Here is a 24640-nt window from a genome sequence, read left to right on the forward strand (position 1 = left end):
TGGAGGAATTAAATTTGAATCCAGATAATCTGACCAATGCAGTTCAAGAAGCACTTGCAGAGGCACAAAAAGTCGCCGTTAATCGAAAACACCAAACAATTGGGATTCCGGAACTTTTTAAGTTTTTGGCTCAGCCAGATCAAATGGCAGGGACCTTATTTGGTGAACTTGGGTTAGCCAATCAAGATTTGCAAGCTGAAATTGACCGAGAATTAGATGCCACGTCTGTAGTCGAAGGAGAAAATGTTCAGTATGGACAAACATTGAGTAGTAGCCTATTTAAACTCTTTCAAGAAGCTGAACGTTTAAGCAAAAAATTGGGTGATGAATACATTTCCTCTGAAATCGTTGTGCAGGCATTACTACAAATAGATGATCCACTGTCCATTTTTCTTAAGAAAAACGGCGTTAAACCTAAAGAGTTAGCAAAAGAAATTAAAAAAATGAGAGGAGGAGATCACGTGACATCCAAAGATCAAGAAACACAGTACAAGGCGTTAGAAAAATATGGGGTCGATATGGTAAAACTTGTTCATGCCGGACATCAAGACCCCATCATTGGTCGGGATGAAGAAATTATGGATGTTATCCGTATCTTATCACGTAAAACTAAGAATAATCCGGTTCTAATTGGTGAGCCGGGAGTTGGAAAAACGGCCATTGTTGAAGGATTAGCGCAACGAATTGCACGGAAAGATGTGCCAGACAATTTAAAGGATAAAACTATTTTTTCGTTAGATATGGGGTCTTTGATTGCGGGGGCTAAATATCGTGGTGAGTTTGAAGAACGTTTGAAGGCTGTTTTAAAGGCCGTTAAGAAATCGGATGGTAAAATCATCCTATTTATTGATGAAATTCATAATATTGTTGGCGCTGGTAAAACAGAAGGTAGTATGGATGCCGGAAATTTATTAAAACCCATGTTAGCTCGTGGTGAATTGCATCTCATCGGGGCAACTACACTTGATGAATACCGCGAATATATGGAAAAAGATAAAGCGCTAGAACGACGCTTCCAACGTGTTTTAGTGAAAGAGCCTTCTATCGAAGACACAATCAGTATCCTCCGTGGATTGAAAGAAAGCTTTGAAATTCATCATGGCGTTAAAATTCATGATAATGCAATTGTGGCTGCTGCAAATCTGTCAAATCGTTACATTACTGACCGTTATTTGCCAGATAAAGCTATTGATCTAATTGATGAGGCATCGGCAACCATTCGGGTAGAGATGAATTCAAGCCCAACCGAACTTGATCAAACTAATCGTCAATTAATGCGGATGGAAGTTGAAGAAACGGCGCTTAAAAATGAAACTGATGAGGCTTCTAAAAAACGTTTAGGGGAATTAAATTCAGAATTAGCTAACACACGAGAAAAGAAAAACAGTCTTCAAAAACAGTGGGAATCAGAAAAAAAAGCTATTCAGACCGTTAGTAATAAACGAACCGAATTGGACGAAGCCAAACATAAACTTGAAGAAGCCGAAAATAGTTATGATTTGGAACAGGCTGCCAAACTTCAACACGGGGTTATCCCAAAATTACAAGCTGAACTTACTAGTTTACAAAACAAAGAACAAAAAGATTCTGACCATTGGTTGGTTGAACAATCTGTCACAGAAAATGAAATTGCCACTGTTGTTAGCAAAATGACCGGGATTCCAGTCAACAAATTGGTAAAAGGGGAACGTGAAAAACTACTGCATTTGGCAGATAGTTTACATGAACGCGTCATTGGTCAAAATGAAGCAGTTGATGCTGTTGCGGATGCCGTTTTACGTTCACGGGCTGGACTTCAAGATCCTAACCGACCGTTGGGATCCTTTATGTTTTTAGGGCCCACAGGAGTAGGAAAAACGGAACTCGCAAAAGCACTTGCAGAAAACCTTTTTGATTCCGAACAGCATATGGTTCGAATTGATATGTCAGAATATATGGAAAAAGAATCAGTCTCTCGTTTAGTGGGTGCTGCTCCTGGATATGTTGGTTATGAAGAGGGCGGCCAACTAACGGAAGCGGTTCGCCGTAATCCGTATACCATTGTTTTGTTTGATGAAATTGAGAAAGCTCATCCAGACGTGTTTAATATTTTGCTTCAAGTTTTGGATGATGGTCGTTTAACTGATGGGCAAGGGAGAACCGTTGATTTTAAGAATACGATTTTAATTTTGACATCAAACTTAGGTTCCGACATTCTCTTGCATGGAGTTGATGAAAACGGAGATATTTCTGAATCTGCTAAACAAGCCGTTCAGCAACTCACCAAAACTAAATTTAAGCCAGAGTTTTTAAACCGAATTGATGATATTATTATGTTTGCCCCACTAAATATAAAGGATATTGAAAAAATTGTTGGTAAGCTGATTAACCAACTATCAACAAGATTAGCAGATCAGGCTATTCAGTTGGAAATTTCTACGGCTGCTGAGGAATGGATTGCTAAACAGGGTTACGATCCGGCTTACGGGGCGCGGCCGTTACGGCGCTACATTTCAACAGAGGTAGAAACACCACTGGCCAAAGAGATTATTTCACAACGAATTAAACCTCACACCAAGGTTGAAATTGATTTGGATTCTGATCATTTAGTTTTCAAAAATAATACATTAGAAGAAAAATAAGGACAAAAAAACGAAGATGATAGTTCATCTTCGTTTTTCTTTAAAAAGATTTATTTAACTGAATCACTTTTAGATAATAAGCTAATACCATTGGAAGTAATCAAAGCTGCAACGGCAGCAATAATACCAATAGTCAAAGGTTTATACGTCATGACTTCAAGGGCACCCCCGACAGCTCCAATAACTTCACCAAAAATAAATGACCAGAAAATAACGACAATTTGTTTCATTACAGGACACCTCGCAATCAGAAATAGTTTAGCACAATTTCAACAAAAATCAACCGATTTAAAGCGTTGCTAGTTCATTATTGATGATATTTTTGTATAATGAAAGTAATGAAACTTATTGGGAAGAGAGGTGACATTATGGCTTTTGTGCCGTTACAAGTCACAAGCAGTTATAGTTTATTACAAAGTACAACACGAATTAGTGAATTAGCAAAAGCGGCTAAGCAAAGGGGATTTTCTTCACTTGCTCTTACGGATACGAATATTATGTATGGGCTGGTTGATTTCTATAATGCATGCCGAAAAGAAGGCATTAAGCCTATTCTTGGATTAAAACTGGAGTTATTTGGCGCACTCGACGCAACCAATCGTTTTCCGGTGATTCTTTTAGCTAAGGACCAAATTGGTTATCAGCACCTCATGAAAATTAGTACTCTCAAGAATACACAAACTAGTGAATCAGATCTTTTTTACAAACAAATTACGGACCTACTATCACATCTTTACATCATTTTTCCTGCCAACAGCTCTGAACTAGTGACATTAGTTGAACGTGGTGATACGCAGGCTGCACAAAATTTGCTGGAACAAATTCAAACTTTTGCTGATGAGCAAAGTGTTTTAATCGGGGTAAATGTGCAGCAGTCTGCAGTGCTTCAAAATACGCTTCAACAAATGGCAAAGTTGACGCAAACTGCCACTGTCGCACTTCCAGAAGTTAACTATCTTAATTCCACGGATCACTTTGCTACCCAAGTCTTGCGTGACATTGATAAGGGCGAAGTTATTCGAAATCCGGAACAATTTGAAAACTATCAAGGAAATAACTGGTTACACCCAGAAAAAGATTATGAGGCAATTTATCAAGAAAATCAATTAACGGCAGCCATGGAATTAACGGCTACAATTGCCGAAAATTGTAATGTGACCTTGAAATTTAAGAAACCAGAACTTCCTGAATTTACAGTTCCTGAGGGGCTAGATTCAAAAACTTATTTGCAACAATTAACACAAAGAGGATTAACAGAGCGCCTTCAAGGAAAAAAACTAGATTCAGATGCTTATCAACAGCGGTTAAGCCACGAGCTGAACGTGATCGATCAAATGGGGTTTGATGATTATTTCTTAATCGTGTGGGATGTCATGAATTTTGCGCATCATAATGATATTACAACAGGACCAGGACGAGGATCTGCAGCTGGTTCTTTAGTGGCCTACTGCTTGCAAATCACCGATGTTGACCCCTTAGAGTATGATCTTTTGTTTGAAAGGTTTTTGAATCCTGAACGCGCACAGATGCCGGATATTGATCTGGATATTCCAGATAATAAACGGGACGAGGTACTAGCATATGTACATGATAAATACGGCCACACTCATGTTTCGCAGATCATCACTTTCGGGACTTTGGCTGCTAAACAGGCCTTAAGGGATGTGGGGCGTGTATTTGGAATGGCTCCTTATGAAATTAACTCACTAAGCAAACTGGTTCCCAGCGTTTTGAAAATTACTTTAGACGATGCGGTTAAACAGTCGCAAAAGCTACAAAATTGGATAGCCGACAGTTCTAAAAATAAGTTATTATTTGAAATTGCCCATCAAATTGAGGGATTACCACGGCACTATTCAACGCATGCAGCCGGCGTGGTTTTAAGTGCCCAAAACCTGAGTGATGTGGTGCCTTTGCAATCAGGGAGTGATGAACTTTTACTAACCCAATATCCTAAAGATACTGTTGAAGCCCTTGGTTTGTTAAAAATGGATTTTCTAGGTCTTCGGAATCTCAGCATTATGGCAAACGCAATTCGCATCATTACCAAGACAAAAAATCCACAGTTTAAAATTTCAGATGTCCCCCTGGATGACAAAAAAACATTACAACTTTTTCAAACTGCTGATACGACTGGTGTTTTTCAATTTGAATCAGCGGGGATCCGAAATGTTTTACGTCAGTTGCATCCAGAAACATTTGATCTAGTGGCGGCAGTGGATGCCTTGTATCGGCCTGGACCAATGGAAAATATTGAAACCTTTATTAAGCGTAAAAAAGGGCAAGAACCAGTACGATATCCAGATCCAACACTTGAACCAATTTTAAAAAGTACATTTGGTATTCTGGTTTATCAAGAACAAGTTATGCGAGTTGCCTCAGTTATGGGTGGTTTTTCCCTTGGAGAAGCCGATTTATTAAGACGAGCGATGAGTAAGAAAAAACGTTCAGTTATTGATGAAATGAAGGCAAAATTTGTTTCTGGAGCATTAAAAAAAGGTTATTCCAAGCAAACAGCTAAACAAGTTTATGATTATATCGAACGGTTTGCAAATTATGGATTCAATAAATCACATGCTGTGGCATATTCGAAAATGGCTTTTGAATTAGCTTACTTAAAAGCACATTATCCTGCAGCATTCTTTGCAGCCTTGATGAATTCAGTTATTAACAATCCCGGCAAAATTAAGCTTTATCTATCAGAAGCCAAACAACATGACATTCAGGTTTTGGCGCCCAATATTAATATTAGTCAATCGACATTTATTTTAAAAAATGATCACATTGTTTTCGGACTTTCTTGTATTAAAGGTGTCCGTCGTGATTTCGTTTCTGATATCTTGACGGAACGAAAGAAAAATGGCAATTTTCTCGATTTGCAAGCATTTTTACAACGCATACCCGTTAAATGGCTGAAACAAGATCTAATGGAAGCTCTTATTTATGCCGGAACTTTTGATTCATTTGGTTACAATCGGGCAGAACTCTTGAATGTTTTACCGGATCTTTTAAATGGTGTTTCCTTGAGTGGCAGTAGCATGAGCTTATTTGAAAAACTGACTCCAAAGATTTCCAAAATGCCAGATTTAGCTTTAGATATTAAGTTAGAAAAGGAAAACGAATTTTTGGGGGCCTATTTGTCGGGGCATCCTGTTGAACAATTTGATCAATTACGCAAACGATTCAAAATAACAGATGTTTTAAGCTTAAATGTAAATCAATCAGCAATTTGTTTGCTTTATATCAATAAAACACGGGTTATTCGCACCAAACGTGGCGAGCAAATGGCCTTTGTAACCGGTAGTGATCTTACTGGTGAAATTGATATAACCGTTTTTCCTGACCAATATAAGATTACTGCGGATCTTTTAGAAAAAGGACATGTAATTTTGGTGCAAGGCAAAGTAGACGAACGCAATGGGCTTCAAATTATTGCCAATCGCATTCAATTGGCCAATCGCATTGAGAAAAACGAAGATTCGCTTAAACAACGGTGGGTATTAAGAATTCAAGAAGAAACACCGCTGATTCGGAAACGCTTGGAACAAATTTTAAGGGATAATCCCGGTTCAATTCCTGTCCTATTGTTCTATCCGAAAACGGATAGAAAAATTTTGTTAGAAAAACAACTTTGGGTAAGCAATTCTGATGAAACAAATTCAGCGCTTACAAACCTGTTAGGTAAAGGAAATGCTGTTTTGCAATCTATGAAAAGTACTGGTATCTAGGGATTTGTAAGTGATGTTTTTCGATAAGAATACAGACATTCAAATGTAAAAGTGTTAAAATTATACTTGAAGTTTGTGAAACTCAATAATTTTTTACTTGAGGTGAAGAAATGAAACGCATTGGTATTTTAACCAGTGGTGGCGATGCACCAGCTATGAACGCTGCAATTCGTGCAGTTGCACGGAAAGCAGTCAGCGCTGGCCTCGAAGCTTACGGAATCAACTATGGTTTTGCCGGCTTGGTTGCTGGAGATATTCATAAGTTTGCTGCTGCTGATTTGGACGACTCAATTGATGAAGGTGGAACATTATTATATTCTGCTCGTTATCCTGAGTTTGCCCAAGTAGAAGGACAGTTAAAAGGTATTGAACAGCTTAAGAAGTTCGGTATCGATGCTTTAGTCGTTATTGGCGGTGATGGTTCTTATCACGGTGCCTTACGACTTACTGAACATGGATATAACACAATTGGTCTTCCGGGAACAATTGATAATGATATTCCATACACTGATTTTACAATTGGTTTTGATACTGCTTTAAACACAGCAGTTGACGCAATTGATAAGATTCGTGATACTGCAAAGAGTCATCAACGAGTTTTTGCAGTTCAGGTAATGGGCCGTGAAGCAGCCGATATCGCACTTTGGGCTGGTGTTGCTACCGGCGCAGATGCAATTGTGGCTCCTGGTCATGATTACGATGTCAAAGAAATTGCTGAAAAGCTTAAGCGTAACCGAGTTGATGGTAAGGATTACGGAATTATTGTTATCGCTGAAGGCGATGCTAATTCTGATGCTGCACCAGAATTCTTAGAAAAGCTTAAACAATATGGTGATTTCGATGCACGTGCCGTTGTTTTGGGTCACGTTCAACGTGGTGGCCGACCAACAGCTCGTGATCGTGTATTGGCTAGCAAAATGGGTGCTTATGCTGTTGAATTGTTGTTACAAGGCAAGGGTGGTTTAGCAGTTGGAATCTTAGATAATAAGGTTCAGGCTCATGACATCACTGATTTGTTCAACGCAAAGCATCAACCTGATTCATCGTTATATGATTTGAATCAAGATTTATCATTTAAGTAAAGATAAGATTTTAAATTCTGGTAAAAACGACATTAAAGTCTTTTTATAAACTAATCAAGGGAGAGATATAGTTATGAAGAAAACCAAGATTGTTTCAACACTTGGTCCTGCAAGTACATCAGTAGATACAATTGTTAAATTAATTGAAGCTGGTGCAAATATTTTCCGTTTCAACTTTTCACATGGTGATCATGCAGAACATTTAGACCGCTATAACAAAGTTATGGAAGCAGAAAAGATTACTGGAAAAACTGTTGGTATCTTATTAGATACAAAGGGTGCAGAAATCCGTACTACAGTTCAAAAAGATGGTAATCAAGAATATCACACTGGTGATAAAGCACGTATCTCAATGGATGACTCATTAGACACAACTAAGGATAAGATTGCTGTTACTTATGCTGGTTTGTATGATGATGTACATGTTGGTGGCCATGTGTTGTTTGATGATGGTTTACTTGACTTTAAGATCGACGAAAAAGATGAAGAAAACAAAGAATTAGTTGTTCATGCTATGAATAATGGTGTTCTTGGCTCTCGTAAGGGAACAAATGCACCTGGTGTTTCAATTAATCTTCCTGGTATTACTGAAAAAGACTCAAGCGATATTCGTTTTGGTTGTGACAACATGAACATTAACTTTATTGCTGCAAGTTTTGTTCGTAAACCTCAAGACGTTTTAGATATTCGTCAACTTTTGGAAGAAAAGAACATGACTGATGTTCAAATCTTCCCTAAGATTGAATCACAAGAAGGTATCGACAACGCTGACGAGATCTTAAAGGTTGCTGATGGAATTATGGTTGCTCGTGGCGACATGGGTGTTGAAATTCCTGCAGAAAATGTACCTTTGGTTCAAAAATCATTAATCAAGAAATGTAATGCACTTGGTATGCCTGTTATTACAGCTACCCAAATGTTGGATTCAATGATTGAAAACCCACGTCCTACACGTGCCGAAGCATCTGATGTTGCTAACGCTGTTTGGGATGGAACTGATGCAACAATGCTTTCAGGTGAAAGTGCTAACGGTGCTTACCCTGTTGAAGCTGTTGCAACTATGGCTAAAATTGATGAAAAAGCTGAAAATGCTATGGCCGAAGATGGTAACTTACAAATCAACAAGTTTGACCAAAGTGATGTTACTGAAACAATTGGTGCCGCTGTTGCACGTGCTGCAAAGAACTTAGGCGTTAAAACAATTGTTGCTGCAACTGAATCTGGTTACACTGCAAAAATGATTTCTAAATACCGTCCAAATGCTGATATTTTAGCTATCACATTTGACGAACGTACTCGTCGTGGTTTAACAGTTGAATGGGGCGTTCACCCAATCGTTACTGAAAAACCATCAACAACAGATGATATGTTTGACTTAGCTGCTAACAAAGCTGTTGATTTAGGCTTTGCTAAAGAAGGCGACTTAATCCTTATCACTGCTGGTGTTCCAGTTGGTGAACGTGGAACAACTAACATGATGAAACTCCAATTAATTGGTTCTAAGTTAGCATCTGGTCAAGGTGTTGGCGATGAAACAGTTATTGGCAAAGCAGTTATTGCATCTTCTGCAAAAGAAGCAAACGATAAAGCAGTTGAAGGCGGAATTCTTGTTACAAAGACAACCGATAAAGACTACTTGCCTGCTATTGAGAAATCTAGCGCTTTAGTTGTTGAAAATGGCGGTTTGACTTCACATGCCGCAGTTGTTGGAATTTCAATGGGAATCCCAGTTATTGTTGGCGTTCAGAATGCAACTTCAATCCTTTCAGATGATGAATTGATTACAGTTGATTCACGTCGTGGTGTTATCTATCACGGTGCTTCAAACGCTATCTAAAGTTAGTTATAAAGTAGTTTATACTACTGGAAAGACCGCTGTTTTTGGACAGCGGTCTTTTTAATACATAGTTGAAGTGAAAGGGTGAAGAATTACATGGGAAGCTGGCTATTTTTAATTGGTATTTTAGCTATTGCCATTTGGGGAAAGAATCAGTCGCTAATTGTCGCGGCAGCCGTAGTTTTGATAATAATGGCAATTCCTAATTCGCAAAGAATATTACAATTGGTTGAAAAACAAGGAATTAACTGGGGTGTTACTATTATTTCTATTGCTATTTTGATTCCCATTGCAACCGGTCGAATTGGTTTTCAAGATCTGATAAATGCTTTTAAATCTCCGGTCGGGTGGATTGCAGTATTTTGTGGTATATTAGTATCAATTCTTTCGGCACGAGGTGTTAGTTTTCTTGCGGTCTCACCAGAGGTGACAGTTGCTTTGGTTTTTGGGACTATTCTTGGTGTTGTCTTTTTAAAGGGCATCGCGGCGGGACCCATTATTGCTTCAGGAATTGCATTCTGCATCCTTCAAATACTTAACGTAAAAATTTAATTTTAAGGAGTTATCATGAACAATTTATTAGGACGAGTCATTGATGTAAAGATGACTGATGAAAACGAAAAATATTACTTTCTTCAAAATGAAGGCGTTGTTTTTCAACTAGATAAAACGGAATCAATCAAACCATTGCATATTGGCGGGCATTTTCAAGGCTTTGCTTATGAAAATGAAGATCATAAACTACAAATCACTTCAAATGTACCCAAAATCCAAGTCGGCAGAATGGGATTTGGAACGGTCGTTCAAAGTCGCCGTGATTTGGGTGTATTTGTGGACATTGGGTTGCCCAACAAGGATATGGTGGTTTCACTTGATGAATTGCCGACCATTAAAAGTCTATGGCCACAACAAGGTGATCATCTGATGATTAGTCTTCGGATTGATCGAAAAAATCGAATGTGGGGAACCTTGGCAGATGAAACAACTTTCCAAGAAATTTCGCAAAAGGCCCCCAAAACATTGAAAAATAAAAATTTGAAAGCAACTGTTTATCGTCTGAAATTAGTGGGCACACTGGTTATCACCAGTGACTACTACTTAGGTTTTATTCATCCTAATGAGCGGGATCAAGAACCACGGTTAGGAGAAGAAGTCTCTGCACGCGTAATTGGTATTCACCCCGACGGGACTTTAAACCTTTCTTTAAAACCGCGTAGCTATGAAGCAATTGGTGATGATGCTGCAATGCTTTTAGCAATGCTCCAACATGATGAAACCCATGCCTTACCTTTTACTGATAAAAGTAGTCCAGCTGAAATCAAAACTGAATTTGGAATCAGTAAGGGACAATTCAAACGAGCCGTTGGCCATTTACTAAAGGCAGGGGCTGTGACACAAGAAGATGGTCAATTAAAATTAAAAGAAGAAGTGCAGTGAGATATTAATGGACAATGAACTTCAAGATTATTTACATGCCCTCCTGGTGGAACAGGGATTAACTAAAAATACCATTATTTCCTACCGTCAGGAATTGACAGAATTTTTTGATTTTTTGAAAATTCAAAAAATTTCAGAATTTAATCAAATTGATCGGTACACTATTTTGAACTACTTAAAATTTTGTGATGATCAAAATAAATCAAGAAATTCAGTGATTCATACTGTGACAAGTTTACGCCAGTTCTTTAATTATTTAATGGCTCAAAATAAAATCACAATGGATCCAATGTTAAAAATTGACACACCAAAATCAGCTCATCATTTACCTCAAGTATTGAGTGCTGCCGAAGTTGAATCACTTTTAAAAGTCCCAGACACTCATAAGAAGTTGGGTGTACGTGATCGAACACTGTTAGAAGTTATGTATGCCACCGGTTTACGGGTGAGTGAGGCTGCGAACCTCAAACTAGATGATTTACGTTTAGAAATGGGTCTAATTTCAACAATTGGGAAAGGAAATAAGCAACGAATTATTCCCATTGGCGATGTCGCTATTCAATGGCTAGAAAGTTATTTAACAGATGCACGAATTCAGTTATTACATGGCCGAGAAAGCCCCTATGTTTTTTTGAACAATCACGGTAGACAATTGACCAGACAGGGAATATGGAAAAATCTAAAAGTCATAGTCAAAAAAGCAGGTATCGAAAAAGATGTTACCCCTCATACACTACGCCACTCTTTTGCGACTACTTTACTAGAAAATGGTGCAGATTTAAGAACTGTTCAAGAATTGCTTGGTCACGCTGATATTTCGACTACCCAAATTTATACTCATGTAACAAAAAAACATTTGACCGATGTATACAACAAATACCATCCACGAGCATGAGCAAAATTGTGGGTATCTTTAAAATATGGTAAAGTTATTAGTAACACTTATGTTTTTAATTGAACAGACCCCTAGGAGGCTGAGTTCAACTTGTTAGTAAAATATAGAGATTCTTTCCAAAAAATAGTTATGGGATTGTTGTCGTTCATTCCAGGGCTTAAAGATATTGATCGCATTAACCACGAACTAGAGTGGTATGCCACTAATGATGATCGTAATTTATATCTGCAAAAGAATGAAAGTGGCGATTTTATCGGATTAGTAGGCGTTGAAAAACAAGATCACTATCTGATGATTCATCATTTGGCATTCATTCCTCAACAGCAAACGGAGGCCAACGAAAGTGATATTTTTGATTCGTTAGCTAACTATTATCCAGACCTGCAAATGATGGGAATGATTGAAACAACGCCTGCATTAGCAAGGTGGGAAAAAGCAAAAAATGAAAAACAAGAACACTGATCATTTAGAGACTTTACCAAACGTAAAGATTAATGATTTTGAAGGCCCACTTGATTTGTTATTGCATTTGATTAAACAGGCAAAAATGGATATTTATGATATCCAAATTTCTGAAATCACTTCACAATATTTGGCCTATCTGCATCGTAATCAACAGTTGCAGTTGGACATTGCAGGTGAATACTTAATCATGGCGGCAACTTTGATGAAAATCAAAAGTAAACTACTTTTACCGACTGAGTTCAATTCAGAAGATGATTCTGAGGAAAATTCTGATCCTCGTTTGGATTTAGTAACTCAGTTAGTGGAGTATCAAAAATATCAGCAAGCAGCAAAAGAACTTCAGGATCAAGAAAGAAAACGTGATCAATATTATACAAGGGAAGAATCAGCAGTTCCCCAAGGTATGAAATTAGCTCATTTGGCACCTGGCCTCACGTTAAAAGTGCTGCAACAAGCATTTCAAAAGGTTTTAATCAGACAAGAAAATGCGCAACCTATTCATCGAACTGTTGCAGAGGATTCAATTTCCATTGTTGAAAGGACACATTATATTAAAAGGTCGTTACAAGGCCATCCAGATGGAATTATATTTGACTCTCTTTTTGAAACCAGTGTGAGTGTGTCAGGTGTTGTAGTGACGTTCATGGCGATGCTAGAAATGGTCAAAAAACGGCAATTAACTTTCCAACAAGATGATCAATTGGGAACCATTAAATTATTTAATTTGGGTGAAGTAGAAGATGGTAAGTAATTTACAAAAAGTAGAAGCCCTTTTATTTGTCAGTGGTGAAGATGGGCTAAGCGTTGCTGATCTTTCAGAAATGACTGGTTTTATGAAGCCAGCTGTAACAGCAATGTTAGATAAATTAGCCAAAAAGTACCAAAAAGATCCAGACTCTGCTTTAACTGTTTTGAATTTTGGCCAAGTTTATCGACTAGCAACTAAGGCTGAAATGTCCTCAGTAATTAAAAATTATTTTGATGCACCGCAGCTAACAAAATTATCACCAGCCTCTCTTGAGGTGCTTGCGATAATTGCTTATAAACAGCCCATTACGAGACTTGAAATTGATGATATTCGTGGCGTTCAAAGTGGATCGATGCTCCAGAAGTTGACGATTCGTAATTTAATTAATGAGGCTGGTAGACTAGATGAACCTGGCAGACCCATTCTTTATCAAACAACAGATTATTTTCTGGATTATTTTGGATTAGATAATCTGCAGAATTTACCAAAGTTACCAGACATTCAGCCAGATAATCTGGATGATAACGGTGATCTGTATTTAAAACAGTTTAACGAAAAATTACATGAAAATGAGGCAAAATAGATGGCAAGTGAAAGATTACAAAAAGTAATGGCAGAAGCGGGGGTCGCCTCTCGACGGAAGTCAGAGACCTTGATTACGACAGGTCATGTGAAGGTTAACGGTCAGACAACTAAAGTATTAGGAACTAAAGTTGACGATGACGATCACATTGAAGTTGATGGGGTTCCTTTGCAACGTGAAAAACTTGTTTATCTTCTTTTTTACAAGCCACGTGGTGTGATTTCCAGCGTTAAAGATGAGAAAAATCGTAAAACGGTTATGAGTTATTTTCCAGATGTCCGACAAAGAATTTATCCAGTAGGTCGTTTGGATTATGATACTTCAGGTATTTTATTGATGACCAATGATGGCAATTTAGCAAACAAACTAACTCATCCAAAATATAAGTTTGAAAAAACATATGTTGCCAAAGTCGAAGGTATTCCAACTAATGATCAATTAGAGAAGCTTAGACACGGTGTGCGCATCGATAAAAAGGTGACAGCTCCTGCAAAAACCAAAATCATGAGTTCAGATTTGGACAAAAAAACGGCCATTGTTGAAATCACGATTCATGAAGGGCGTAATCATCAGGTGAAAAAAATGTTCGAAAAAATTGGTCATCCTGTTACCAAGTTAAAACGTGAGAAGTATGGCTTCTTAACATTAGATGGATTGCAATCGGGCGAATGGCGTTCTTTAAAACCTGACGAAGTTAATCGATTAACACGACGGTAGGTAATCATGAAAAAGGATTTAACATTTTCAGATTTTTTATTACAGTTTTTGAGTACTGAAGAATGGCGGCGGCCCAAGGTACTCTTGAATAATCTAATTGGGAGAAGAACCGTGTCCAACCTTTTTTGGGGAGCACAATATGGTCTTCTGCCTTTTTTTAATTTGTTTTCCAAGTTATCTGCTGACGATTTTGAGTTGGCACTTAAAAGGCTACACAAAAGAGGTCTAATTGAAAGTCAGCAGGATGGTAAAGTTTTACTCACAAAGACTGGAAAACAAGAACAAAAATCGGTTATAGATTATATTTCTCAATTTCACTTCCGTGGAATTGGCTTACATACAAATCTCAATAATATTCAGCAATGTTTAAATTTAGTTATTCAAATCACATCTGAATTTTCTTATCAAAATAACCGTTATTATCCGTTACAATATTCTGGACAGACCATGGCTCGAGCTAAACAGTGGTTTGTTAAAAACAAATCAATAGAACTGCCTAGAAAGTTGCACGCCGAATTGACAGATTTTTTGTTGACAATTCCTGCTGATGAAGCGAATGCTTTTACCAATAGCATGATTGGTCATGACGATTTCGGCTTAACGGATCAGCAAATTAAAACAGCGTTAAACGTAACGCCATTTAACTGGAAATTACGAAGTCTTTCGCTCGTTGCTGCATTTGTGAAGTGGGCTTCTGCAGACTCAGATACCCATTTTTTATGCCAACAAATAGTGTCCCCATGGCTCACAACATCTGCACTTTCAACTAGTAGTGCATTGTCTTATCAACTTTATTTAAAAAACACTAATCTTCAAGCAGTTGCAAATTGTCGGCGGGTGAAGCTAAATACAATCAAGGAGCATTTACTAGAAGCTGCCATTCTAACACCGAGTTTTCCCTTTCAGTTGATTCTTCCAAATAAGTTTTCTTCAGATTTAGAAACTTATTTGGGTGCGCATACTATCAATCAGTGGCAATTTGACGAAGTTTCAAAATTAGACTCGCAGTTTTCTTTTTTTGAATTTCGTTTACTTCAGATTGAAAGAGGGCACATTCAATATGCAAATTGATGATAAACAGTTATACAAAATATTACAGAGCAAATTTGGTTTTTCCGAGTTTAAACCGGGCCAACTTGATATAATACATCGGCTTTGCTTGAAAGAAAATGTTTTAGCTGTCCTTCCAACAGGAACCGGAAAATCTTTAGTTTATCAACTTTTGGGGTATCTATTGAGACAACCCATTCTTGTCATTTCTCCACTAATTTCATTAATTGACGATCAGGTTGCCCGGCTCAACCGTCTTGGTGAAAAACATGTTATTGGCTTAACCTCCAAGTTGGATCATAATCAACGCCAGTTTGCACTCAATCATCTTCAAGATTATCGATTTATTTATCTTTCTCCCGAAATGGCAAACCAACCGGAAGTTTTGAACGCTTTACGACGATTGACTTTTGGGTTGTTTGTTATTGATGAGGCCCACTGTCTTTCCCAATGGGGGCCGGATTTTCGCCCGGATTATTTAAAACTAAAGGATCTTCGTAAACAACTAGGGACGCCTACGACTTTAATGTTAACCGCAACAGCTACTGAAGCAGTACGCCAAGATATTATCCAAAAAATGGCGCTTGCAAGTGATCAAGTTGAACAGGTTGTTTATTCAGTTGATCGTCCGAACATCTATTTGGAAGTTGAACATTGTCAAACATCAGCTGAGAAAAAAGAAAAATTAATAAAATTATTACAAACACTTGGTGGATCTGGTATCGTTTACTTTTCAAGTAAGAAAATTGCCAATCAAATGACGGAACTAATCGGCCAGCAAAGTGGTCGATCAGTTGCTGCTTATCACGCAGATATTGACTTACAAGATCGTTATCGTATCCAGCAACAATTTATGCAAGGTAAATTAGACGTGATTTGTGCCACTAGTGCATTTGGAATGGGGATTGATAAAAATAATATTCGCTTCGTGATTCATTATCACATGCCCGGAAATTTAGAAGATTATCTTCAAGAAATTGGTCGGGCAGGTCGAGATCAGCAGGAAAGTATTGCAATTTTACTGTACACTGCTGGCGATGAATATATTCCCAGTACGCTCAACATGGCCAGTTTCCCGAGTGCAACAAATGTCCAAACGTTCTTTATGAAACCAGAAAGTCGCGCATCATTTGAACCTGACCAAAAACAATTATTGGATTATTATCGTAATCAGAATAAATCAGCACAAGAGGTCAGCAAAATTTTTGAGAATCGTCAGTTAGCTAAACAAACTAATTTGATGAAAATGTTGGCTTTTGTAAACGAAAATGGTTGTTTACGTCAAAATTTATTGGCACATTTTGATGAGGAAGAGCCTAAGCATGATGAACAATGTTGTGGGATCGATTGTGCATTAGATGCAATTTCAACACTTCATTTAGATACTAAGGATATCCCTGGGGGAAAAATAGCCTATGGATCATCTTTAATTCCGTGGCAAACACGTTTGAACCAATTATTTTCACAGAAAAATTAAACACGAAAATTAGTCGATATGTTACAATTGTTCTGGTAGTTTTTTCTAGGAGGAATGAAAATGAGTCAAAATAAAAATACCAATTCTGATGATAAGCAAACGGAAAAACAACGATCTAGCACTGATAATCCTATGGGTTCGCCTTCAAGAAGGGCAAATCGTAAATCATACCGCTACACTAAATTAATTGTCACGGTAGTCGGAATTGTGGTGGTTTTATTATTCATTTCACCAATTGTGTTTTATAAGTATAATCAAAACAATTTTAATCGACCACAAACAAATGCTCAAATTGCTTCGTCAAAAAGAAAGGCTAGCGCTTCCAGTAAAGCAATTGCTGATAAGGCTGCTGCAAAATCTTCTAAGAAGTTAGCTAGTTCTGAAAGCAAAAGCAAATCTAAAGCAGAAAAGGCATCAAGTGAGAAAGCTAAAAGCAGCTCTTTAGCTGTGTCAAGTTCCAAAGCTGCGGCTATCTCTGCTTCAAAAGCATCTAGCAGTTCCAGTTCGTCTAGTTCAAGTTCTAGTAGTAGTTCTAGCTCTAGCTCTAGTTCATCAAGTAGCACAACCAAAAAATATGTGACTGTTCCTGCTGGAGAAGGACTATATAGAATTGCTGTAAATAATGGTATTTCACAACAAAAATTAATGGAGCTTAATGGTTTAACAAGTAGCTCTGAGTTAAAGCCTGGACAACGTTTACGGGTTAAATAATTAAATTAGGGGTTGTTTATTCATGGAAAATCAGAAGATACAGGTTGCAATTGACGGACCAGCATCTGCTGGAAAAAGCACAGTTGCCAAATTAGTAGCAAAAAAATTTGGCTATATTTATTGTGACACGGGTGCGATGTATCGGGCTGTCACATTAAAAGCCATTCAAAGCCAAATCGAATTGACAGATGAGTCTGCAGTTGTGGCCATGTTAAAGCAGACACAGATCTCTTTTCAACCAGGTGATCCAGTTCAGCATGTGTTCATTGACGGTAATGAAATAACAGAGGCTATTCGCCAGCCAAAAATTACGAATTCTGTTTCAACAATTGCTAGTTTAGGTGGTGTTCGGGCAGAGCTAGTTAATCGTCAAAGAGATATCGCTAAACAAAGCAGCATTGTAATGGACGGCCGTGACATTGGTACAGCTGTTTTACCAAACGCACCAGTCAAAATATTTCTGATTGCCAGTGTCTCTGAGCGTGCTGAACGGCGTTACAAAGAAAATATGGGTAAGGGAATTGAGACGCCTTTAGAGCAATTAAAAAAGGAAATTGAAATTCGGGATCATAAAGATTCAACCCGAAAAGTGTCGCCGCTAACCAAGGCAAGTGATGCAATCGAAGTTGATACAACCTCAATGAGCGTTGAACAAGTTGTTGATGAGATTACAAAAATCATTAATGAAAAAATAAAATAAGATTTCTGATTTATTTAACTAGCTTTTATCAGCAAATTCAGCTATGATAGAATAGTATAGTGTTGTTAAGGAGGAAATTCGTAATGAGCGAAAACGAATCAGGTCAAAATAATGATTTATTAAACGCACTTAATAGTGTGGAAGAAGTAAAAATCGGTGATGTCGTAAAAGGTGAAGTTTTGGACATTGACGATGACAAACAAGTTATTGTGGGTATTGAAGGTACCGGTGTTGAAGGCGTAGTTCCATTACGTGAGCTCTCAACTGCTCACATTGATGATATCAACGACGCCGTTAAAGTTGGTGACAAGTTGGATCTTGTTGTTGTTTCAAAAATTGGGAATGACAAAGAGGGCGGCAGTTACTTACTTTCTCATCGTCGTATTGAAGCCCGCAAAGTTTGGGACGAAATTCAGAAAAAGGCTGACGGTGGTGTTGAAATTGAAGCACCTGTTACCCAAGTTGTTAAGGGCGGTTTAGTTGTTGATGCTGGTGTTCGTGGATTTATTCCAGCTTCGATGATTGAAGATCGTTATGTTGAAGATCTTAATGTATACAAAGATCAAACATTGAAGTTAAAGATTATTGAAGTTAATCCAGCTGACAACCGTTTGATCTTGTCTCATAAGGCAATTGTTCAAGAAGAGAATGCTGCTAAACGTGAAGAATTAATGTCACATCTTCAAGCTGGCGACATTGTTGAAGGAACTGTAGCTCGTTTAACAAACTTTGGTGCTTTCGTAGACCTTGGTGGTGTTGATGGATTAGTCCATGTTTCTGAAATTGCTTATGAGCATGTTAATAAACCTTCAGATAAATTAAAAGTTGGTCAAAAAATCAATGTGAAGGTTCTTGCAATTGATGAAGACCGTGGCCGTATTTCATTGTCATTGAAACAGACATTGCCTGGACCTTGGGATGATATCGAAGAAAAGGCAGCTGCTGGTTCTGTTTTGGATGGTACTGTTAAACGTTTGACTGATTTCGGTGCTTTTGTTGAAGTATTCCCTGGTGTTGAAGGATTAGTTCACATTTCACAAATCTCTCACAAACACATTGATAGTCCTAGTGATGTCTTAAAGACTGGTGACAAGATCAAGGTTAAGGTTTTGGAAGTTCATCCAGATGCTCATCGATTGGCACTCTCAATCAAAGCTTTGGAAGAAGCACCTAAGTCAGAACCTAAACAACGTAATTCTCGCAGCAGCCGTCCTGCAGCTAATAACTACAAGAACGATGCACCTGAGGAAAGTACTGGATTTACATTAGGCGATTTAATTGGTAATGAACTTAAAGGTAGCCAGGATAATGACGAAAAGTAATTTAAAATAACAATTACTGGGGCTGTGATTATTTCACAGCCTTTTTTATAAACTAGAAAGTGAGGTTCTACTATGGCAAATCCTATTGTTGCCATTGTTGGCCGTCCCAATGTGGGAAAATCAACAATTTTTAACCGGGTAGTGGGAGATCGTATTTCGATCGTTGAAGACACTCCTGGTGTAACTCGTGACCGTATTTACGCACATAGTGAATGGGTCGGACATGAATTCAGTGTGATTGATACTGGTGGTATCGATATTAGCGATGAACCATTTGTGAATCAAATTCAAGACCAAGCAGAGATTGCAATCGATGAGGCTGATGTCATCGTTTTTCTTGTAAGCGTTAAAGAGGGCATTACTGATGCTGACGAAAAAGTAGCTCGTATTTTATATAAAGCCGATAAACCTGTTATTCTAGCTGTTAATAAAGTGGATAATGCGGAGTTACGTCAAGAAATTTATGACTTCTATAGTCTAGGATTTGGTGATCCCTATCCAATTTCTGGGAGTCATGGTCTTGGTTTAGGTGACTTATTGGATGCTATCGTTAAAGAATTTCCTGATTCAGATACTGATGAAAAAGATGACTCCATCCGTTTTAGTTTAATTGGCCGTCCTAATGTGGGGAAATCGTCTATTGTCAATGCATTGTTAGGGGAAGACCGGGTCATCGTATCTGATATTGCAGGCACGACTCGTGACGCAATTGATACGAAGTTTACAACGCCTGAAGGAAACGACTTTACCATGGTTGACACCGCTGGTATGCGAAAAAAGGGTAAAGTTTACGAAAATACTGAAAGATATAGTGTCATGCGTGCAATGAAAGCTATTGATAACAGTAATGTGGTGTTAGTAGTTCTAAATGCTGAAGAAGGAATTCGCGAACAAGACAAACGAATTGCCGGTTATGCGCATGAGGCCGGTCGGGGAATCATCATCGTTGTTAACAAATGGGATACTTTAAAAAAGGATAATCATACGCTTCATGAATTTGAAGCTGGAATTCGTGATCAATTTGCTTACTTAAGCTACGCACCAATTATCTTCGTTTCTGCCGTTACTAAACAACGACTAGGTCAGTTACCAGAATTAATTAAACGAGTTGATGAGAACCATCGGCGCCGTGTGCAATCATCAACACTTAATGATGTGCTTATGGATGCGATTGCTATTAATCCAACACCAAGTGATAATGGCAAACGGCTTCGTGTCTATTACGGCACACAGGTAAGTACAGAGCCGCCGACCTTTGTCATCTTTGTGAATGACCCAGATATGATGCACTTTTCATACGAAAGATTTTTGGAAAATCGGATTCGGGAAGTGTTTGATTTTTCTGGAACACCAATTCACTTAATTGAGCGTCATCGTAAGTAATTGTCAATGATTTGCTTGTTTTTTAAAGAAAACGCTTATTTTTTTGATAATTAAGATGAAAAGCCTTGTCATAACAGTCTTCCTGTGATATCTTTGAAATTGAAATAATACCGTTCAGGGTTATTGTTTCGTCAATCTTGGACCACTCAAGATTGATAAAGTTGATGATTAAGTCATCAACTCAATTTTTCCTAGGAGGTGAATCACATGGCAAACAAAGCTCAATTAGTAGATGATGTTGCATCAAAAACTGGTTTAACTAAAAAGGATGCTGCCGCAGCTGTAGATGCTGTATTTGGCTCAGTTCAATCCACTTTAGCAAAAGGTGAGAAGGTTCAATTGATCGGTTTCGGTAACTTTGAAGTACGTCAACGTGCTGCACGTAAGGGACGTAACCCTCAAACTGGTAAGGAAATTCAAATTCCGGCTAGCAAGGTACCTGCATTTAAACCAGGAAAAGCATTGAAGGATGCAGTTAAATAGTCTTTCAAATTTTCCATTTGAGATCCAGCATAACAACTGTTATGCTGGATTTTTAAATTCAAAACACTTAGTATAGAGATACTATTTTTTGATGAAAGGTGGACAACATGAGTTATTCAGAACAAGCGTTACAAAAAATTGAAGACGGTGACATTAAGGAAGCCAACCGGTTATATGCTTGGGCCCTTCGAAAAGATGATGATGACACTCTGAACAGTTTTGCTGAAGAACTTTATGGGCTTGGCTTTGATAACAAGGCCAAACGAATATATGAAAAACTCTTAGAAAAATATCCTGATGAAGACTCTTTGCAAGTTAATCTGGCGGACATTGAAATTGGCCAAGGTCACACAGATGAAGCTTTACAACATTTGGCCACCGTCAAGCCTGACTCTGATGCTTATCTTCAATCCTTGCTCGTAGCAGCCGATCTCTATCAAACTGAGGAATTATACGAAGTAAGTGAACAAAAGCTGTTAGAGGCCGAAAGAATTGCACCTGATGAACAAGTAGTGTTATTTGCACTAGGTGAATTTTATAATATGATGCAAAATTATAAAAAAGCGGCCGATTATTATTTAACTTTAATTAAGCGGGGCATTTTAACCCTTTCTTCTGTCGATTTGGTGGCACGCTTAGCGACTGCCTATGCCGGGATGGGAAAATTCGAAACTAGTATGGCTTACTTTGAACAAATTAAAACTGTAAATAAAACACCCGATATTTTATTCCAGCAAGGATTTGTTTACTTGCAACTAAAGGATTACACAAATGCAATCGATTTATTAACCCAACTGCGGGAAACGAATCCAGACTACGTGTCCTTATATTCAATTTTAGCAACGGCTCAAGAAAAAAATGGTGATATTGAAGCGGCTTATAAAACAGCGCAAGAGGGAATTGGTTTTGATGAATTTAACGAAGATTTATTCTCACAAGCGGCGGAACTGGCTAATCAACTCCAAAAATACGATGATGTTGAAAGTTATTTAAAAAAGGCCTTGAAAATTAATCCCGAACAAATGCGGACAGTTGTGCAATTAAGTAACCTGTATATTTCTCAGCAGCGCTATCAGGATAACTATGATTTATTGCAACCATACATTGAAGAAAATGATTTGGATCCACAAATATACTGGAATATTGCTGTTTCTGATGAAAAACTCGAACACATTCCTGAAGCTAAAGAAGCCTATCAAAATGCATTTCCGTTTTTCACAAATAATGCAGATTTCTTACATGCGGCCGTTTATTTCTTTAGACAAATTGGGAACACTGATTGGGCGATAAAAAGTTTGAAAGCCTATTTGAACCTAGTTCCTGACGATTCAGAATTTAGTCTGATGTTAGAAGATTACGAAACTAACGGATTTTGAGATTCTTAATCATTTTGTGATAAGATAGAATTCGTGTTTAAATTTTATAAAAGTCAAGATCGAGGAAAAGTAATGAGTGCTGAACAATACAAAATTAAAAGTTATTCGCCAAAATTTGCAAAAAAAACAGTTACGGTTATGCGAAAAGTCAATCAAAGAATTTTCGGGAGTCTTGATAACGCCAGTTTTGATGACCAGGTTGAGCATTTTAAAAATGTGCTAGCCAAAAAATACGATATGCGAATTGTGACAAGTTTTAACGAGCGCACTATCTATGGTGTTGTCATATTTGATCAAAATCAGATTCTAGATCTTCTAATTGATCCTACCCAAAAGGGACTTGGTATTTCTGACACATTAATAACTATTGTGAAAAAGCTAAGCAAAGGTTCTTTGCAATGTGATACGAAAAGTCGCCAATTATCAACAATTTTAATGCAAAATGGTTTTAAGAACGTGTCAACTAATCATTTTGTTTGGAATCAAAACAATTGAGAACAGGAGAATTTTAAATGAGTAATCAAATTTATCTTGCCGCACCATTTTTTAGTCCTAAGCAAAAGGAACATGTTCGGACCGTGCAAAATTTATTGGCTAAGAATCCTACCTTAGATGCCAAGAATATTTTCATTCCAATGGAACACCAAATGGAAAGTGAAGAATTTGGTTCTTTTCGTTGGCAAACGGGAGTTTTTAATAGTGATATGCGCCAGGTTCATCGCGCAACTGCTGTGGTTGCCATTTTAGATTACAAACTGGATACAGATGGCATTAACCAACCGGATAGCGGGACAATTTTTGAAATTGGCGCTGCGTTTGATGCTAATATTCCTGTTATTATGGTTCAGTTTGCGCATGATCAAGAATTAAATCTTATGCTTTCTAGAAGTTACACAGCTTTCTTTAATGGCGAAAATGAGATTAAGCAACTTGAAACCTATAATTTTAATGATTTACCCACAATTTTTAGTGATGTTAAAGTATTTTAGAACAATCAAAAATGTCACATGTTTATCATTCAAACGATGATAAACATGTGACATTTTATTTTTTAACAAAATTAGTTAACTTTTTGGCCAGTTGGCGAATCATAAGTAAAGCCCTCACCAATAACTTCATGAACATCAATAACTGAAATAAAAGCGTGTGGATCAATTTTATCAACAATTCGTTTGGCTTCACTCAATTCATTTGGTGAGAGGACACAAAAAACCATCTTTTTCTCATCTTTTGAATAAGCACCCTGAACATGAACAAAACTTGCACCCCGCTGCAGTTCAATCATTAATTGATCAGCGATCAGTTGGTAACTTTCGCTAATGACCAAAATTCCCCGCGCTGCATATGAACCAACTTGCGTGAAGGTCACAATTCGAGAGAATACAAATGCTGCCAACAGAGTATACATCATTTGACGGATATCAATGTAGCAAAGTGAAATCGTTAAAACCACCGCATCTAATGCAAATAAGGTTTGTCCCATTGGAATTCCACGTTTTTGCTCGATAATACGAGCAATTACGTCTGTTCCTCCAGTTGTACCACCAAACCGATAGACAAGTCCACTCCCAAAGCCACCAGCAAGCCCGGCAAGAATTCCAGCAATAAACATGTCATGGCTAATATCAATGTTTATGGGGACCCTTTGCCAAATCCACAACCACATAGATAACATTAAAGTCCCGAAAATTGTGTAGTACAGAGCACGTTTGCCTAAAAAACGATAACCAATAACGAGAAGCGGAATATTAATTAAAATCGTTGTATACGCCGGATCAATATGAAAAAGGGCACGAAAAATCAAAGTGATTCCAGTAGCGCCACCTTCAGCTAAATGGTTGGGAATGTTAACCGCTGCTAAACCTAAACCATATAGACAGCATCCTAACATAATCATGAATAAATCCTTAAATCGAACGGGTTCTTTTTTTATCATGTTTTTCACCTACTTCACTTCAATATCATAACATATTCGTCAGACGAACCGGCCGTATCCATTTTAAAAAAACCTGGTTTCTGTTAAGA

Annotated in this window: 23 protein-coding genes; 21 read left to right on the forward strand and 2 right to left on the reverse strand. The window is 37.7% G+C overall.

What is annotated here, in order from left to right; genetic code table 11:
* Positions 1 to 14 precede the first annotated feature (14 nt).
* Positions 15 to 2621, forward strand: coding sequence for an ATP-dependent chaperone ClpB (clpB, locus tag AB3217_RS05545; RefSeq protein WP_367365783.1), 2607 nt, complete (start codon positions 15 to 17; stop codon positions 2619 to 2621).
* A gap of 50 nt (positions 2622 to 2671) precedes the next feature.
* Here the strand turns inward: clpB and AB3217_RS05550 are convergent, their stop codons facing one another.
* On the reverse strand, positions 2672 to 2851 hold the full coding sequence (locus AB3217_RS05550) for a YjzD family protein (RefSeq protein ID WP_057782261.1): 180 nt from the start codon (positions 2849 to 2851) through the stop codon (positions 2672 to 2674).
* Between the two features lie 138 nt (positions 2852 to 2989).
* Between AB3217_RS05550 and dnaE the strand changes: the two genes are divergently transcribed.
* From dnaE to AB3217_RS05650, 20 genes are all read left to right on the forward strand, one after another.
* Positions 2990 to 6349 carry a DNA polymerase III subunit alpha gene (gene dnaE, locus AB3217_RS05555; protein ID WP_260274484.1) on the forward strand — a complete coding sequence of 1120 codons (3360 nt, stop codon included), beginning with the start codon at positions 2990 to 2992 and terminating at the stop codon, positions 6347 to 6349.
* 110 nt (positions 6350 to 6459) lie between these two features.
* On the forward strand, positions 6460 to 7431 hold the full coding sequence (gene pfkA, locus AB3217_RS05560; protein ID WP_057782265.1) for a 6-phosphofructokinase: 972 nt from the start codon (positions 6460 to 6462) through the stop codon (positions 7429 to 7431).
* A 73-nt stretch (positions 7432 to 7504) separates the two neighbouring features.
* Complete coding sequence (gene pyk / locus AB3217_RS05565) at positions 7505 to 9268, forward strand: pyruvate kinase (protein WP_057782267.1); 1764 nt, start codon at positions 7505 to 7507, stop codon at positions 9266 to 9268.
* Positions 9269 to 9364: 96 nt separating this feature from the next.
* Positions 9365 to 9820, forward strand: a complete 456-nt coding sequence (locus AB3217_RS05570; RefSeq protein WP_057782269.1) for a DUF441 domain-containing protein — start codon at positions 9365 to 9367, stop codon at positions 9818 to 9820.
* A gap of 15 nt (positions 9821 to 9835) precedes the next feature.
* A complete protein-coding gene (locus AB3217_RS05575; protein WP_057782271.1) occupies positions 9836 to 10705 on the forward strand; it encodes a S1 RNA-binding domain-containing protein in 870 nt (289 codons plus the stop codon).
* Positions 10706 to 10712: 7 nt separating this feature from the next.
* Positions 10713 to 11600: a site-specific tyrosine recombinase XerD gene (xerD, locus tag AB3217_RS05580; protein WP_057782273.1), complete on the forward strand. Its 888-nt coding sequence runs from the start codon at positions 10713 to 10715 to the stop codon at positions 11598 to 11600.
* A gap of 90 nt (positions 11601 to 11690) precedes the next feature.
* Positions 11691 to 12062, forward strand: a complete 372-nt coding sequence (locus AB3217_RS05585) for an N-acetyltransferase (protein ID WP_367365784.1) — start codon at positions 11691 to 11693, stop codon at positions 12060 to 12062.
* Positions 12043 to 12816 carry a ScpA family protein gene (locus AB3217_RS05590; protein ID WP_057782276.1) on the forward strand — a complete coding sequence of 258 codons (774 nt, stop codon included), beginning with the start codon at positions 12043 to 12045 and terminating at the stop codon, positions 12814 to 12816. Before AB3217_RS05585 ends, AB3217_RS05590 begins: the two co-directional genes overlap by 20 nt.
* Entirely contained in the window at positions 12806 to 13396 is a 591-nt protein-coding gene (scpB, locus tag AB3217_RS05595; RefSeq protein WP_068804873.1) for an SMC-Scp complex subunit ScpB, read from the forward strand. The genes AB3217_RS05590 and scpB overlap by 11 nt, the downstream gene beginning before the upstream one ends.
* Positions 13397 to 14113: a pseudouridine synthase gene (locus AB3217_RS05600; protein ID WP_057782279.1), complete on the forward strand. Its 717-nt coding sequence runs from the start codon at positions 13397 to 13399 to the stop codon at positions 14111 to 14113.
* Between the two features lie 6 nt (positions 14114 to 14119).
* Positions 14120 to 15184, forward strand: coding sequence for a helix-turn-helix domain-containing protein (locus AB3217_RS05605; protein WP_367365785.1), 1065 nt, complete (start codon positions 14120 to 14122; stop codon positions 15182 to 15184).
* Positions 15174 to 16640, forward strand: a complete 1467-nt coding sequence (locus tag AB3217_RS05610; protein WP_057782283.1) for an ATP-dependent DNA helicase RecQ — start codon at positions 15174 to 15176, stop codon at positions 16638 to 16640. Before AB3217_RS05605 ends, AB3217_RS05610 begins: the two co-directional genes overlap by 11 nt.
* A gap of 60 nt (positions 16641 to 16700) precedes the next feature.
* Positions 16701 to 17351 (forward strand): LysM domain-containing protein, encoded by a 651-nt coding sequence (locus tag AB3217_RS05615; protein WP_068804870.1) that lies wholly within the window; start codon positions 16701 to 16703, stop codon positions 17349 to 17351.
* A gap of 22 nt (positions 17352 to 17373) precedes the next feature.
* Entirely contained in the window at positions 17374 to 18051 is a 678-nt protein-coding gene (gene cmk, locus AB3217_RS05620; protein ID WP_057782287.1) for a (d)CMP kinase, read from the forward strand.
* 83 nt (positions 18052 to 18134) lie between these two features.
* Positions 18135 to 19373 (forward strand): 30S ribosomal protein S1, encoded by a 1239-nt coding sequence (rpsA, locus tag AB3217_RS05625; protein ID WP_260267527.1) that lies wholly within the window; start codon positions 18135 to 18137, stop codon positions 19371 to 19373.
* A 72-nt stretch (positions 19374 to 19445) separates the two neighbouring features.
* The gene (gene der, locus AB3217_RS05630) at positions 19446 to 20756 is read left to right on the forward strand and encodes a ribosome biogenesis GTPase Der (RefSeq protein ID WP_057782291.1); all 1311 of its coding nucleotides are present in this window, start codon (positions 19446 to 19448) and stop codon (positions 20754 to 20756) included.
* 207 nt (positions 20757 to 20963) lie between these two features.
* Positions 20964 to 21239: an HU family DNA-binding protein gene (locus tag AB3217_RS05635; RefSeq protein WP_046871107.1), complete on the forward strand. Its 276-nt coding sequence runs from the start codon at positions 20964 to 20966 to the stop codon at positions 21237 to 21239.
* 107 nt (positions 21240 to 21346) lie between these two features.
* The gene (locus AB3217_RS05640) at positions 21347 to 22615 is read left to right on the forward strand and encodes a tetratricopeptide repeat protein (protein ID WP_057782293.1); all 1269 of its coding nucleotides are present in this window, start codon (positions 21347 to 21349) and stop codon (positions 22613 to 22615) included.
* Between the two features lie 72 nt (positions 22616 to 22687).
* On the forward strand, positions 22688 to 23110 hold the full coding sequence (locus AB3217_RS05645) for a hypothetical protein (RefSeq protein WP_057782295.1): 423 nt from the start codon (positions 22688 to 22690) through the stop codon (positions 23108 to 23110).
* Positions 23111 to 23127: 17 nt separating this feature from the next.
* Positions 23128 to 23604 carry a nucleoside 2-deoxyribosyltransferase gene (locus AB3217_RS05650; RefSeq protein WP_057782297.1) on the forward strand — a complete coding sequence of 159 codons (477 nt, stop codon included), beginning with the start codon at positions 23128 to 23130 and terminating at the stop codon, positions 23602 to 23604.
* Between the two features lie 71 nt (positions 23605 to 23675).
* Here the strand turns inward: AB3217_RS05650 and AB3217_RS05655 are convergent, their stop codons facing one another.
* Complete coding sequence (locus AB3217_RS05655) at positions 23676 to 24551, reverse strand: YitT family protein (RefSeq protein ID WP_367365786.1); 876 nt, start codon at positions 24549 to 24551, stop codon at positions 23676 to 23678.
* Between the last annotated feature and the right edge of the window lie 89 nt (positions 24552 to 24640).

This window comes from Pediococcus parvulus (genome assembly GCF_964063155.1).
Classification (GTDB): Bacteria; Bacillota; Bacilli; order Lactobacillales; family Lactobacillaceae; genus Pediococcus; species Pediococcus parvulus.

Bases quoted from the DNA above. Each gene is read 5' to 3' on its own strand.
- AB3217_RS05550 (WP_057782261.1), bottom strand. From the start codon at position 2,851: ATGAAACAAATTGTCGTTATTTTCTGGTCATTTATTTTTGGTGAAGTT.
- dnaE (WP_260274484.1), top strand. From the start codon at position 2,990: ATGGCTTTTGTGCCGTTACAAGTCACAAGCAGTTATAGTTTATTACAA.
- pfkA (WP_057782265.1), top strand. From the start codon at position 6,460: ATGAAACGCATTGGTATTTTAACCAGTGGTGGCGATGCACCAGCTATG.
- pyk (WP_057782267.1), top strand. From the start codon at position 7,505: ATGAAGAAAACCAAGATTGTTTCAACACTTGGTCCTGCAAGTACATCA.
- AB3217_RS05570 (WP_057782269.1), top strand. From the start codon at position 9,365: ATGGGAAGCTGGCTATTTTTAATTGGTATTTTAGCTATTGCCATTTGG.
- AB3217_RS05575 (WP_057782271.1), top strand. From the start codon at position 9,836: ATGAACAATTTATTAGGACGAGTCATTGATGTAAAGATGACTGATGAA.
- xerD (WP_057782273.1), top strand. From the start codon at position 10,713: ATGGACAATGAACTTCAAGATTATTTACATGCCCTCCTGGTGGAACAG.
- AB3217_RS05590 (WP_057782276.1), top strand. From the start codon at position 12,043: ATGAAAAACAAGAACACTGATCATTTAGAGACTTTACCAAACGTAAAG.
- scpB (WP_068804873.1), top strand. From the start codon at position 12,806: ATGGTAAGTAATTTACAAAAAGTAGAAGCCCTTTTATTTGTCAGTGGT.
- AB3217_RS05600 (WP_057782279.1), top strand. From the start codon at position 13,397: ATGGCAAGTGAAAGATTACAAAAAGTAATGGCAGAAGCGGGGGTCGCC.
- AB3217_RS05605 (WP_367365785.1), top strand. From the start codon at position 14,120: ATGAAAAAGGATTTAACATTTTCAGATTTTTTATTACAGTTTTTGAGT.
- AB3217_RS05610 (WP_057782283.1), top strand. From the start codon at position 15,174: ATGCAAATTGATGATAAACAGTTATACAAAATATTACAGAGCAAATTT.
- AB3217_RS05615 (WP_068804870.1), top strand. From the start codon at position 16,701: ATGAGTCAAAATAAAAATACCAATTCTGATGATAAGCAAACGGAAAAA.
- cmk (WP_057782287.1), top strand. From the start codon at position 17,374: ATGGAAAATCAGAAGATACAGGTTGCAATTGACGGACCAGCATCTGCT.
- rpsA (WP_260267527.1), top strand. From the start codon at position 18,135: ATGAGCGAAAACGAATCAGGTCAAAATAATGATTTATTAAACGCACTT.
- der (WP_057782291.1), top strand. From the start codon at position 19,446: ATGGCAAATCCTATTGTTGCCATTGTTGGCCGTCCCAATGTGGGAAAA.
- AB3217_RS05635 (WP_046871107.1), top strand. From the start codon at position 20,964: ATGGCAAACAAAGCTCAATTAGTAGATGATGTTGCATCAAAAACTGGT.
- AB3217_RS05640 (WP_057782293.1), top strand. From the start codon at position 21,347: ATGAGTTATTCAGAACAAGCGTTACAAAAAATTGAAGACGGTGACATT.
- AB3217_RS05645 (WP_057782295.1), top strand. From the start codon at position 22,688: ATGAGTGCTGAACAATACAAAATTAAAAGTTATTCGCCAAAATTTGCA.
- AB3217_RS05650 (WP_057782297.1), top strand. From the start codon at position 23,128: ATGAGTAATCAAATTTATCTTGCCGCACCATTTTTTAGTCCTAAGCAA.
- AB3217_RS05655 (WP_367365786.1), bottom strand. From the start codon at position 24,551: ATGATAAAAAAAGAACCCGTTCGATTTAAGGATTTATTCATGATTATG.